Annotated in this window: 10 protein-coding genes, 2 rRNA genes, 1 other RNA gene and 1 other annotated feature (2 of these 14 cut by a window edge); of the genes, 10 read left to right on the forward strand and 3 right to left on the reverse strand. The window is 44.7% G+C overall.

Features of this window, described 5'->3' with window-relative positions:
- Both ACY8DX_RS00055 and rrf read left to right on the forward strand, forming a co-directional pair.
- A 23S ribosomal RNA gene (locus tag ACY8DX_RS00055) occupies positions 1 to 1,375 on the forward strand; it begins 1,561 nt to the left of the window's first position.
- Positions 1,376 to 1,443: 68 nt separating this feature from the next.
- Positions 1,444 to 1,560, forward strand: a 5S ribosomal RNA gene (gene rrf, locus ACY8DX_RS00060).
- Positions 1,561 to 2,044: 484 nt separating this feature from the next.
- Here the strand turns inward: rrf and ACY8DX_RS00065 are convergent.
- Positions 2,045 to 3,007: a YaaC family protein gene (locus ACY8DX_RS00065; RefSeq protein WP_462406024.1), complete on the reverse strand. Its 963-nt coding sequence runs from the start codon at positions 3,005 to 3,007 to the stop codon at positions 2,045 to 2,047.
- Between the two features lie 138 nt (positions 3,008 to 3,145).
- Between ACY8DX_RS00065 and guaB the strand changes: the two genes are divergently transcribed.
- The 3 genes from guaB (at position 3,146) to serS (ending at position 7,688) form a co-directional block, all read left to right on the forward strand.
- On the forward strand, positions 3,146 to 4,609 hold the full coding sequence (gene guaB, locus ACY8DX_RS00070) for an IMP dehydrogenase (protein ID WP_049672640.1): 1,464 nt from the start codon (positions 3,146 to 3,148) through the stop codon (positions 4,607 to 4,609).
- A 114-nt stretch (positions 4,610 to 4,723) separates the two neighbouring features.
- Positions 4,724 to 6,046: a serine hydrolase gene (locus tag ACY8DX_RS00075; protein WP_053103783.1), complete on the forward strand. Its 1,323-nt coding sequence runs from the start codon at positions 4,724 to 4,726 to the stop codon at positions 6,044 to 6,046.
- 66 nt (positions 6,047 to 6,112) lie between these two features.
- Positions 6,113 to 6,348: a binding site (T-box leader), on the forward strand.
- Between the two features lie 50 nt (positions 6,349 to 6,398).
- Complete coding sequence (serS, locus tag ACY8DX_RS00080; protein WP_049672639.1) at positions 6,399 to 7,688, forward strand: serine--tRNA ligase; 1,290 nt, start codon at positions 6,399 to 6,401, stop codon at positions 7,686 to 7,688.
- Between the two features lie 52 nt (positions 7,689 to 7,740).
- On the opposite strand, the gene ACY8DX_RS00085 is transcribed toward serS, so the two are convergent.
- Positions 7,741 to 8,412 carry a deoxynucleoside kinase gene (locus ACY8DX_RS00085; protein WP_462406025.1) on the reverse strand — a complete coding sequence of 224 codons (672 nt, stop codon included), beginning with the start codon at positions 8,410 to 8,412 and terminating at the stop codon, positions 7,741 to 7,743.
- A complete protein-coding gene (locus ACY8DX_RS00090) occupies positions 8,409 to 9,047 on the reverse strand; it encodes a deoxynucleoside kinase (protein ID WP_462406026.1) in 639 nt (212 codons plus the stop codon). Before ACY8DX_RS00090 ends, ACY8DX_RS00085 begins: the two co-directional genes overlap by 4 nt.
- Before the next feature lie 169 nt (positions 9,048 to 9,216).
- On the opposite strand from ACY8DX_RS00090, the gene tadA reads away from it, so the two are divergent.
- From tadA to recR, 5 genes are all read left to right on the forward strand, one after another.
- Positions 9,217 to 9,726, forward strand: a complete 510-nt coding sequence (gene tadA, locus ACY8DX_RS00095) for a tRNA adenosine(34) deaminase TadA (RefSeq protein WP_049672636.1) — start codon at positions 9,217 to 9,219, stop codon at positions 9,724 to 9,726.
- Positions 9,727 to 9,818: 92 nt separating this feature from the next.
- An RNA gene (gene ffs, locus ACY8DX_RS00100) (signal recognition particle sRNA large type) lies at positions 9,819 to 10,083 on the forward strand.
- Positions 10,084 to 10,214: 131 nt separating this feature from the next.
- Positions 10,215 to 11,912: a DNA polymerase III subunit gamma/tau gene (gene dnaX, locus ACY8DX_RS00105; RefSeq protein WP_462406027.1), complete on the forward strand. Its 1,698-nt coding sequence runs from the start codon at positions 10,215 to 10,217 to the stop codon at positions 11,910 to 11,912.
- Between the two features lie 16 nt (positions 11,913 to 11,928).
- Positions 11,929 to 12,252, forward strand: coding sequence for a YbaB/EbfC family nucleoid-associated protein (locus tag ACY8DX_RS00110; RefSeq protein WP_049672634.1), 324 nt, complete (start codon positions 11,929 to 11,931; stop codon positions 12,250 to 12,252).
- 11 nt (positions 12,253 to 12,263) lie between these two features.
- On the forward strand, positions 12,264 to 12,500 hold the beginning of the coding sequence (gene recR / locus ACY8DX_RS00115; RefSeq protein WP_049672633.1) for a recombination mediator RecR. The gene runs 360 nt beyond the window's last position; only the first 237 of its 597 coding nucleotides appear in the window; the start codon lies at positions 12,264 to 12,266; its stop codon lies beyond the right edge, outside the window.

Here is a 12,500-nt window from a genome sequence, read left to right on the forward strand (position 1 = left end):
AGGCTGAGCTGTGATGGCGAGGGAACTAGAGTACCGAAGTTCCTGATTCCACACTGCCAAGAAAAGCCTCTAGCGAGGAAGAAGGTGCCTGTACCGCAAACCGACACAGGTAGGCGAGGAGAGAATCCTAAGGTGATCGAGAGAACTCTCGTTAAGGAACTCGGCAAAATGACCCCGTAACTTCGGGAGAAGGGGTGCTCACCAGGGTGTCAAAGCCCAGGTGAGCCGCAGTGAAAAGGCCCAGGCGACTGTTTAGCAAAAACACAGGTCTCTGCGAAGCCGCAAGGCGAAGTATAGGGGCTGACGCCTGCCCGGTGCTGGAAGGTTAAGAGGAGCGCTTAGCATTAGCGAAGGTGCGAATTGAAGCCCCAGTAAACGGCGGCCGTAACTATAACGGTCCTAAGGTAGCGAAATTCCTTGTCGGGTAAGTTCCGACCCGCACGAAAGGCGTAACGATCTGGGCACTGTCTCAACGAGAGACTCGGTGAAATTATAGTACCTGTGAAGATGCAGGTTACCCGCGACAGGACGGAAAGACCCCGTGGAGCTTTACTGCAGCCTGATATTGAATTTTGGTACAGCTTGTACAGGATAGGTAGGAGCCTTTGAAGCCGGAGCGCCAGCTTCGGTGGAGGCGTCGGTGGGATACTACCCCCGCTGTATTGAACTTCTAACCCGCACCCCTGAACCGGGGTGGGAGACAGTGTCAGGTGGGCAGTTTGACTGGGGCGGTCGCCTCCTAAAGAGTAACGGAGGCGCCCAAAGGTTCCCTCAGAATGGTTGGAAATCATTCGCAGAGTGTAAAGGCACAAGGGAGCTTGACTGCGAGACCTACAAGTCGAGCAGGGACGAAAGTCGGGCTTAGTGATCCGGTGGTTCCGCATGGAAGGGCCATCGCTCAACGGATAAAAGCTACCCCGGGGATAACAGGCTTATCTCCCCCAAGAGTCCACATCGACGGGGAGGTTTGGCACCTCGATGTCGGCTCATCGCATCCTGGGGCTGTAGTCGGTCCCAAGGGTTGGGCTGTTCGCCCATTAAAGCGGTACGCGAGCTGGGTTCAGAACGTCGTGAGACAGTTCGGTCCCTATCCGTCGTGGGCGCAGGAAATTTGAGAGGAGCTGTCCTTAGTACGAGAGGACCGGGATGGACGCACCGCTGGTGTACCAGTTGTTCCGCCAGGAGCATAGCTGGGTAGCTACGTGCGGACGGGATAAGTGCTGAAAGCATCTAAGCATGAAGCCCCCCTCGAGATGAGATTTCCCATAGCGCAAGCTAGTAAGAACCCTGAAAGATGATCAGGTAGATAGGTCCGAGGTGGAAGTGTGGCGACACATGGAGCTGACGGATACTAATCGTTCGAGGACTTAACCAAGAACAAAACGCATAGGCCAAACAAACATTATCCAGTTTTGAAAGAATGATTCAACATTCTTGAATAAGTCCGGTAACGATGGCGAAGAGGCCACACCCGTTCCCATTCCGAACACGGAAGTTAAGCTCTTCAGCGCCGATGGTAGTTGGGGCTCACGCCCCTGTGAGAGTAGGACGTTGCCGGGCAAGTGAAACCAGTTCAGTAGTGAACTGGTTTTTTTGTGCTTTCATCTCGAAAGAGATTGTATCTATTAAAAGTGTAAAGGAAGCTCACCTGACTGACAGCAGGCATCTCCGATTGGGGAGAAGCAAGGAGGTCAAGGAGGCAAGTGAGGGAAGCACGGAATGTACGATGTACATGAGTACTGAGCGAGCGCGGCCGACGCCGAAATCCGCCGCTTATCGCCGGTCGGGTTCCGAACACGAAAATTAAGCTCGCGCGCCGATGGTAGTTGGGGCTGCGCGTCCCCTGTGAGAGTAGGACGTTGCCGGGCAAGCAGAAACCAGTTCAGTAGTGAATGGTTTTTTGTATTTTCCGGACATTCAAAATGGCGTCATTAGGGTTTTTTTAAGATTTCACATAAAAAGCGAGATATCTCCTTGCTCAATACAAAGCATAAGAGAACCAAAATGATTTCCTGGGAAAAGATTACAAATTTTAATCTAAACCTTAATAAAAATCCCCTTCTTTATCCTTCATCCAATCCCTGATAAGCAGAGGTATTTTGAACTCAGCTACCTCCATTAATCCTTTTATAAACGGTAGATCATGATGTCCCATCTCTTTAAACAGTTCGGTCCACCAGTCTATTTCATAGCGGGCAATCATACTGAGATTGTATAAAAGTAAATACATTACAAGCAGATCCGGCAGTTGTTGGCATGTCTCATCTTTCTGCAGGGAAAGTGTATACATATCTGAACGGCAGTCATAGCGAAAGGGCAGCCTCGTCCTTCTTTCATTCGTAAAAGACTCTCGTAAGCCTATTTTAAGTAACTTATCTTCTCCTGCCACTCTTTCGTAGTCTATAGGAAGCTGCCATTTCCCTTCAGCATGCTGAAGGAATCTCTCGAGTGTCATATGGTAATGGTCGAGTACTTCCTGGCCGATATGAAAAGCACCCTCCTGAAAGGATACGGTGAGATGAGAGGTTTGTCCCTTCATTCTGGTGAATAGTGTACTGATTTCAGGAATCTCTTTTAGGAGAGTTATCATGGAATGTTTTTCTACTGCAGGTTTCATGTGGAACATTTTGCTTGTTAGGTGGGTAAATAAGCCGTTTCTTTGTATTTTGACTTCATCCATGAGAAACTCATACTGTTGCTTCTTTTTTTTGCGAGTTGAGACACCATGGGCAAGGACAGCAGTAGTTTCTGGATAATTGGGGTCAAAGATGAGTACACATGCTTTTAGCAGATGGGTCAATCCATAATATAAGAGTAAGGGTTTAATTTGATCAGGTGTCATGGAAGCCTGTTTCAGATAGAGAAGCCCATTTTCTACATAGGAGATAAAAGGATAGCAATTCGAGAAGCTATATTGGGCAGCGTCGGATAAGTTTTGCTTTTGATAGGCCTTAAGCAAGTATTTTTGCGTATAGCTTGCAGAGTAGAATGGAAGGTATGTTTGCATATATATATCATCTTTATGGACCATGGAATCACCTTTAATTAATTTGAATTATCTTACAAATTGTTATTTCCTTGACACTAGTTTGTCCAATTGATAATCTACAAATAAATTTTTTTTTAGGAATGGAGGAAGGCAAGTATGTGGAACGATAAATTTTCCAAAGAAGGTTTGACCTTTGATGATGTACTATTAATTCCTGGTGAGTCAGAAGTCCTGCCGAAGGACGTATCTTTAAAGGTGAAACTTGCAGATAAATTAAACTTAAACATTCCTATTATTAGTGCGGGTATGGATACAGTAACTGAGTCAGGGATGGCTATTGCGATGGCAAGGCAAGGTGGCTTAGGCGTTATTCATAAGAATATGTCTATTGAACAGCAGGCTGAACAGGTCGATAAGGTTAAGCGTTCTGAGAATGGCGTTATTACTAGACCATTTTTCCTTACACCAGAGAATCAGGTATATGATGCAGAGCACCTAATGGGCAAGTATCGTATTTCTGGGGTACCAATCGTTAATAATACGGATGAGAAGAAATTAGTCGGTATTATTACGAACCGTGACCTTCGTTTCATTCATGATTATTCCATGTTAATTGATGAGGTTATGACAAAAGAAGATCTTGTTACAGCTCCTGTTGGAACTAGCTTAAAGGAAGCAGAATTGATTCTTCAAAAGCATCGAATTGAGAAGCTTCCACTAGTTGATGATGCAGGCGTATTACAAGGCTTAATCACGATCAAAGATATTGAGAAGCTTATTGAGTTCCCTAACTCCTCTAAAGACGAATATGGCCGTCTATTAGTTGCTGCTGCAGTAGGTGTAACAGCTGATACGATGAAACGTGTTGAGATGCTTGTACAGGCCGAGGTAGATGCAATTGTCCTAGATACAGCGCATGGCCATTCAAAGGGTGTTTTAGAAAAGGTTGCTGAAATTAAAGCAATGTATCCGGAGCTTACAGTTATTGCAGGGAACGTAGCGACAGCAGCTGGGACAAAAGCATTGATAGAGGCTGGAGCTGACGTAGTTAAGGTTGGTATTGGACCAGGCTCCATTTGTACAACTCGTGTAGTTGCAGGTGTGGGTGTTCCTCAAATCACAGCTGTATATGATTGTGCGACAGAAGCACGTAAGCATGGCAAAACCATCATTGCAGATGGCGGCATCAAATATTCTGGTGATATCGTGAAAGCACTTGCTGCAGGCGGCCATGCAGTTATGCTTGGAAGCATGCTTGCCGGTGTAACAGAAAGCCCAGGTGAAACAGAAATCTTCCAAGGCAGAAGATTTAAAGTTTACAGAGGCATGGGCTCAGTAGCAGCGATGGAAAAAGGTTCGAAAGACCGTTATTTCCAAGAGGATGCTAAGAAGTTCGTCCCAGAAGGCATTGAAGGACGTATTCCTTATAAAGGGCCATTAGCTGACACGGTTTATCAGTTGATTGGCGGCTTGCGCTCTGGTATGGGCTATTGCGGTACGAAGGATCTTGAACAGCTTCGTGAAAATACACAATTTGTGAAGATGTCCGGAGCTGGATTAAGAGAGAGTCATCCACATGATGTCCAAATTACAAAAGAAGCGCCAAATTACTCATACTAATAGGTTGAAATGATAGACAGGGTTTAGGACTCTGTCTATTTTTTTTGATTTGTTTGTGATACAATAACTAAGCGTTTAGACGACGACAAACAAAGATAACCAGGGGGGATATACTTGAGACAGGCAAAACAACTAACCTCTTTGCTTGCGGTGTTAACACTACTTTTGACATGTGTCTTTTCATTTCCAGCCAATAATGCGTATGCTGCTGAAGATGATGAATTAGGATTAAGTGCTGAGGCAGCCATTTTAATAGATGCAGAGACAGGACAAATCCTATATGAAAAAAATGCGGACAAGCTGCTAGGTGTAGCTTCCATGTCCAAGATGATGACAGAATACCTTGTTTTAGAAGCGATAGACAAAGGCAAAATTTCTTGGGATCAAAAGGTCACAATTGATGAGTATGTCCATAAACTCTCGGCTGCGCCTGGTTTATCCAATATTGGGCTGACACAGGGCGAGACATATACGGTTAAGGAATTGTACGAGGCGATGGCAATTTTCTCCGGTAACGCGGCAACAGTAGCTCTTGCTCAGCTAGTCGGAGGAACGGAAAAGAACTTTGTGAAATTGATGAATGAAAAAGCGAACGAGCTTGGCCTAAAGGATTATAACTTCGTTAACTCCTCCGGCTTGAACAATAGCAGCTTGCTTGGGGAATACCCTGCAGGAAACGAAGATGATGAGAACTTAATGTCTGCTCGTGCAACAGCGAAGCTTTCTTATCAATTACTGAAGGATTACCCAGAAGTGCTTGATTATGCAAAGGTTCCTCGTTTGAAATTCAGAGACGGCCGCACATATGATAACTTCAACTGGATGCTCCCTGGACTAATTTATGAGTACGAGGGTGTAGACGGGTTGAAAACTGGTTCCACAGAATTCGCTGGAGCATGCTTCACTGCAACGGCTGAAAAGAATGGACAACGTTATATTTCTGTGGTTATGAAAACAGACAGCAAGAACTCACGTTTTACTGAAACGAAAAAAGTGCTTGACTATGCATTCAACAACTTTACAACAGAAGAAATCCTTGCAAAGGGATATCAAGATAAGAGCCAAAAAACAGTTGGCGTATCAAAAGGTAAAGAAGATTCTGTTGCAATCAAGACAAACAAAGCTGTCGAGCTGGTCGTGAAAAACGGCGAGGAAGAGAATGTCAAAACGAAGCTCGTTATCAATAAAGATAAGCTTGATGAAGACGGCAATCTAGTTGCTCCAGTCAAAAAAGGTGACAAAATTGGTTACCTAACAGTGGAGACTGACAATAATTACGGAACAATCACAGGTGACAGCAAAGGCGTTCGCGTTGATGTTGTTGCAGCTGAGACAGTTGAGAAGGCGAACTGGTTTGTGTTATCCATGAGAGCCGTTGGCGGTTTCTTCGGTGATATGTGGGGAAGTATTACTGGTGCTGTAAAAGGCTTATTCTAATTTTTTAGGTTTTGATTGAATATTTCCTACACATCGGTGTATGATAAATAATACAATGATGAATATAATAAGGCGTTGACGAGAACTAGTAGCTAGAACCTATATCTTCAAAGAGAGCCAGTGGTTGGTGCAAACTGGCGGTATACTCTGGCGAATCCATCTCAGAGCACGGCATGGAAACTCTCATACATTGAGAGGTGTAAATGTCCGTCGGGTTTAAGCCCGTTATCAATTTGAGGTGAAAAGCATTCGTATGCTTTTAACTAGGGTGGCAACGCGGAATAGAAACTTCCGTCCCTTTTTGGGACGGGAGTTTTTTGTATGTTTAAGACGTTTAAAGGAGGAATTTAGAATGCTTGATGTAAAACAATTACGAGCGAATCTTGAAGAAGTAAAAGTAAAGCTGCAGCATCGCGGCGAGGATTTAAATGATCTGGATAAATTTGAGGATCTTGATAAACGACGCAGGGAGCTTATTGTTGAAACAGAGCAATTAAAGAGCAGAAGAAATGAAGTATCCCAGCAAATCGCCATCATGAAGAAAGAGAAACAGGATGCAGATGCACTTATTAAGGAAATGCGTGAAGTCGGCGAGAAGATTAAAGGGTTCGATACAGAGCTAAGAACGATTGAGGAAGAATTAGAAAATATCATGCTCACCATTCCGAACATCCCTCATGACAGTGTTCCAGTCGGCGATTCTGAGGATGAGAACGTTGAAACACGTAAATGGGGAGAGGTCAGAGACTTTGGATTTGAGCCAAAGCCTCACTGGGAAATCGCAGCTGATCTTGGCATCATTGACTTCGAACGGGCTGGAAAGGTAACTGGAAGTCGATTCGTTTTCTATAAGGGTCTGGGAGCAAGACTTGAGCGTGCCCTTGCAAGCTTTATGCTGGACCTTCATGTGGAGGAGCATGGATATGTTGAAATGCTTCCGCCATACATGGTTAATCGTACAAGCATGACAGGCACTGGCCAGCTTCCTAAGTTTGAAGAGGATGCTTTCTTGATCAACAGCGAGGATTATTTCCTCATCCCGACAGCAGAGGTTCCTGTCACAAACTATCACCGTGATGAGATTTTAAACGGGGAAGAGCTCCCGATTAATTATGCTGCTTACAGTGCATGCTTCCGTTCTGAAGCTGGTTCTGCTGGGCGTGATACACGCGGACTTATTCGTCAGCACCAGTTCAACAAGGTTGAGCTCGTGAAGTTTGTTAAACCGGAAGATTCTTATGATGAACTAGAGAAATTGACAGGTCATGCGGAGAAGGTTCTCCAATTACTTGGCTTGCCATACCGTGTCTTGAAAATGTGTACGGCTGACCTAGGTTTCACAGCTGCGAAGAAATATGACCTAGAGGTTTGGATTCCAAGCTATGAGACATACCGCGAGATTTCTTCTTGCAGTAATTTCGAGGCCTTCCAGGCACGCCGTGCAAATATCCGTTTCCGTCGTGAGCCAGGTGCTAAACCAGAGCACGTTCATACGTTGAATGGATCTGGATTGGCAATTGGCAGAACAATTGCTGCCATTCTAGAGAACTACCAGCAGGAAGATGGTTCTGTCCTTATTCCAGAGGCATTACAGCCATACATGGGCGGCAAAAAGGCCATCACAAAAGAAAATGCTCAATAAGAGCTTAAATAAAAAAGGATGCTGTAATGGCATCCTTTTTTTATATCGGTGATTAGATTTTGCGCAGCTTTTCTGATTGCTCCAGATGCTCGGATACTTTATGCAAAATATCATGAATGGCATTTGGGTCCTCATTCAAGTCATATTCATTGATATTGAGGCGGAGAATTGGGCAGGCATTGAAGGAATTAATCCATCCCTCGTACCGTTCGTGCATTTCTTTCCAATAATCAAGCGGTGTTTGCTGCTCCATTTCTCTCCCGCGAATCTGAATGCGTTTGATGATATCATCTAGAGAGCCTTCAAGGTAGATCAGTAAGTCTGGATGAGGGAAGTAAGGTGTCATTACCATGGCCTCAAACAAGCTCGTATAGGTCTCGTAATCGGTAGGAGACATTGTTCCCTTATCATAATGCATTTTCGCAAATATACCTGTGTCTTCGTAGATGGAACGGTCTTGAATAAAGCCGCCTCCATATTCGAAGATTCTCTTTTGCTCCTTATAGCGCTCAGCTAGGAAGTACACTTGAAGATGGAAGCTCCATCGGGAGAAGTCAGCATAAAAGCTATCGAGGTAGGGGTTCGTATCAACCTTCTCGAAGGATGTTCGGAAGGCAAGTGCCTCCGCAAGGGCTTTTGTTAAAGTGGATTTTCCAACACCGACGGTTCCGGCTATAGTGATAACGGAATTCTTCGGAATGTGGTAGTTATGAAGGTGGCTCATGAACAAACTCCTTTTTGCAATTGATTGGATACAGACGTTAGGATGTAATCAAGATCATTTTTACGAAGGACAAAGTCAATCTCATCCCCGTTGAAGCGAAGAACCGGAATATCTGGGTGGGCTGCTTCGAACTCATTCATGAAGACAGCATAATCCTCTGAGAGCTGCTTTAAATATTGGTGGCTGATATTCTTCTCAAACTCGCGTCCGCGCAGGGCAATTCGGTCAAGCAAGGTATCGAGACTTGCATCCAGATAGATGACCATATTCGGCCTTGGCATATCGGAAGTTAAAATAGAATAAATGTCCTTATATTTATTGAACTTTGCATCCTTGATCGTACGCTGGGCAAATATTAAATTTTTGAATATATGATAGTCTGCGACGACAGGCTTATGTTCTTGGATATACTTTAATTGAATATCCTCAAGCTGTTTGAAACGATTGCAGAGGAAAAACATCTCTGTTTGAAAGCTCCACTCCTCGATATCATCATAAAATTTGCCGAGGAAGGGGTTTTCATCTACGATTTCCTTCAAGAGCTTGAAATCAAGATGATTGGCAATCGCTTGGGCTAGGGTTGTTTTTCCGACACCGATTGGACCTTCGACTGTTATAAATGGAGTATTGGTCAAATTGGAGGCCCTCCTTATATATGAAAAAATTTTACTATGATAAAGACCGTCTTTTATTGTACCATATAGAAATATAATTTCGTTATTGTTTAATTTCATTCTTTATACCTAAACGCTGTGAAAGTGTGAATACATATATGTGAAAAAATGATGCAAGGGGAATAAACCGATGAACCAAGATGAACTTTTTATGGAGGCCGCAATTGAACAAGCCAAGCTTGCGCTGGAGAAAAGGGAAGTACCAATTGGAGCTGTCATAGTCAAGGACGGGAAAATTATCGCCTCTGCCCATAACCTTCGGGAAACCAATCAAAATGCCACAGCCCATGCAGAGGTGCTGGCTATTACGAAGGCGTGTGAAAAACTTGGGACGTGGCGGCTTGAGGGGGCGACTCTTTATGTGACATTGGAGCCATGTCCGATGTGTGCTGGGGCGCTGATCATGTCCAGAGTCGACAGAGTAGTGTACGGAGCGAAGGATCCAAAGGGCGGGTGTGCAGGTACTTTCATGAACCTGCTTGAGGATGAGCGCTTCAATCACCAATGCGAGGTACGTTCAGGTGTATGTGAGGATACTTGCGGGGGAATGCTGACATCCTTCTTTAAAGAATTACGTGAACGGAAGAAAAGGGAAAGAAAGAAGGAAGCCGAAACGGACATGCAGGAAAAGGAAAACTGACTCGATGGAGTGGGGATTGCTTTTTTTCATGTAAATGGTTATACTTATTTATGTGTCATTTACGGCACACCTAACTATTGGTTTCAAATTTGCCGTGCTAGGTGGGGAGGTAGCGGTGCCCTGTACTTGCAATCCGCTCTAGCAAGACTGAATTCCCTCCTTCGGTAAGTACTCTGTAAGGTCTGACCATTGTAAGTGGTGTTGACGTCTGGGTCCTGCGCAATGGGAACTTACGAACCCTGTCAGGTCCGGAAGGAAGCAGCAGTAAGTAAGAACTCCCATGTGCCGCAGGGCAGCCTGGGCCGAGCTAACTGCAATGGTTCCGCTTATGGATACTTATCAACGGAGGGTGCACGGCAGTTAATTTTACATATAGAACTTAAACCATTCTCACCACAGCGGAGGATGGTTTTTTTGTATGGATTGCCGTTTGTAAATACGGCCGATTACGATATAATAAAGGGGACTATGTAAGGGGGGCAAGGAAATTGGGATATCAAGCATTATACCGTGTCTGGCGTCCGCAATCCTTTGAGGATGTAATCGGACAGGAACACGTAACGAAAACGCTTCAAAATGCCTTGATGCAGCAGAAAATATCCCACGCTTATTTGTTCTCGGGTCCTCGAGGAACTGGTAAAACAAGTGCTGCCAAGATCTTGGCAAAGGCTGTGAACTGTGAACATGCTCCTGTCAGTGAGCCATGCAATGAATGTGCTGCCTGCAGAGGGATCACAGATGGTTCAATATCCGATTGTTTAGAGATAGATGCTGCCTCTAATAATGGGGTAGAAGAGATCCGGGATATCCGGGATAAAGTAAAATATGCACCATCTTCTGTTAAGTATAAAGTCTACATTATTGATGAAGTTCATATGTTATCGACAGGTGCCTTCAACGCCCTGCTCAAAACATTGGAAGAACCGCCGGCCCATGTCATTTTCATCCTAGCGACGACAGAACCGCATAAAATTCCTCTCACCATTATCTCTCGTTGTCAGCGTTTTGATTTCAAACGAATTACCCCGCAGGATATCGTCAGCCGAATGGAACGAATCTTACGGGAAAGCGGTGTTGAGTACGAAGAACAAGCACTTTCCATCATTGCACGAGCGGCTGAGGGCGGAATGAGGGATGCGCTAAGCTTGCTTGACCAGGCAATCTCATTCGGTTCTGACCGGGTGACAATGGAGGATGCCTTGACGGTTACGGGGGCTGTTTCTCAATCATTTCTGACCAAGATTGTTAAAGCAATTCATGAAAAGGATACAGCAGAAGCGCTCGGTCAATTGAAAGACTTGCTGGCAATGGGGAAAGACCCCGTCCGGTTTGTTGAAGATATGATCTTATTCTACCGGGACATGCTCTTGTTTCAGGCGGCGCCTGGACTGGAGGATTCCTTGGAAAGAGTCTATATAGATGATGATTTCAAGAGGCTGGCTGAAGGGATTGCCCCTGAGAGCCTGTACACATGGATTGATCAATGGAACCAATCCATCCAAGAAATGAAATGGTCGACCCATCCGAGAATTTCCTTGGAAGTACTCCTCGTGAAATTGTGCCAGTCCGATGCACCGGTAAAAGCGGCTTCGGGCGGTGTCGATGATGCTGCTGTGAAGAAGCTCGTCGAACGTATTAATCACTTGGAATCAGAAATCAACTCCTTGCGTTCCCAAGCACCAGGTGACCAAGGGATGACGCCGAAGGATAAGCCGAAGAAGGCAGCGGTCTCTAATCGATCCTTTAAAGTGCCTGTAGGACGTGTAAATGAAGTGCTGAAGAGCGCAACAAAACCTGCATTAATGAAAATAAAAGGCAGCTGGGCAGAGATGCTTGAATCACTCAAACGCTCACAAGCTGCCCTTTTGAACGATGCAGAACCAGTTGCTGCCTCTGAACAGGCATTTGTGCTAAAATTCAAGTATGAAATCCACTGCCAAATGGCAATGAATAACCAGGAATTCATTTCTGGCCTGAAATCGACTCTTCTTCAAATCACAGGCAGCAGCCTTGACATTGTAGGTGTCCCAGAGGATGCCTGGAAGAAAATCCGGGAAGAATATGTTGCTAATCAAAAAACAGATAATGACGAAGAAAAGAGCAGTCAGGAACCTGCTGAGGAAGATCCGCTGATCGTCAAAGCAAGGGAATTATTTGGCGATGAGCTAGTGGAAATAAAAGAATAATTGGAGGGCTATACACATGCGTGGAATGGGCAATATGCAAAATATGATGAAGCAAATGCAGAAAATGCAAAAGAAAATGGCTGAAGCACAAGAAGAGCTTGGCCAAAAGAAAATTGAAGGAACAGCTGGCGGCGGCATGGTAACTGTCATCGTTACTGGGCATAAAGAAATCGTTGAAGTAAAAATCAAAGAAGAAGTGGTAGACCCAGATGATATCGAAATGCTTCAAGACTTGGTGCTTGCTGCCACAAATGATGCTCTAAGAAAAGCTGATGAGCTTACTAGCAGCACAATGGGCCAATTCACAAAAGGATTGAATCTACCGCCAGGCTTCATGTAAGGAGTAAGTAAATGCACTATCCTGAACCAATATCAAAGTTGATAGACAGTTTCATGAAACTGCCAGGAATCGGCCCGAAAACGGCTGCCAGACTGGCATTTTTCGTGTTAGGTATGAAGGAAGACACGGTTCTTGATTTCGCTAAAGCTCTCGTAAATGCGAAGCGCAATCTGACATACTGCTCTGTATGCGGGCATATTACTGATCAAGATCCTTGTTATATTTGTGAAGATAAACATCGCGACAGG

The organism is Gracilibacillus sp. Marseille-QA3620 (genome assembly GCF_054950035.1).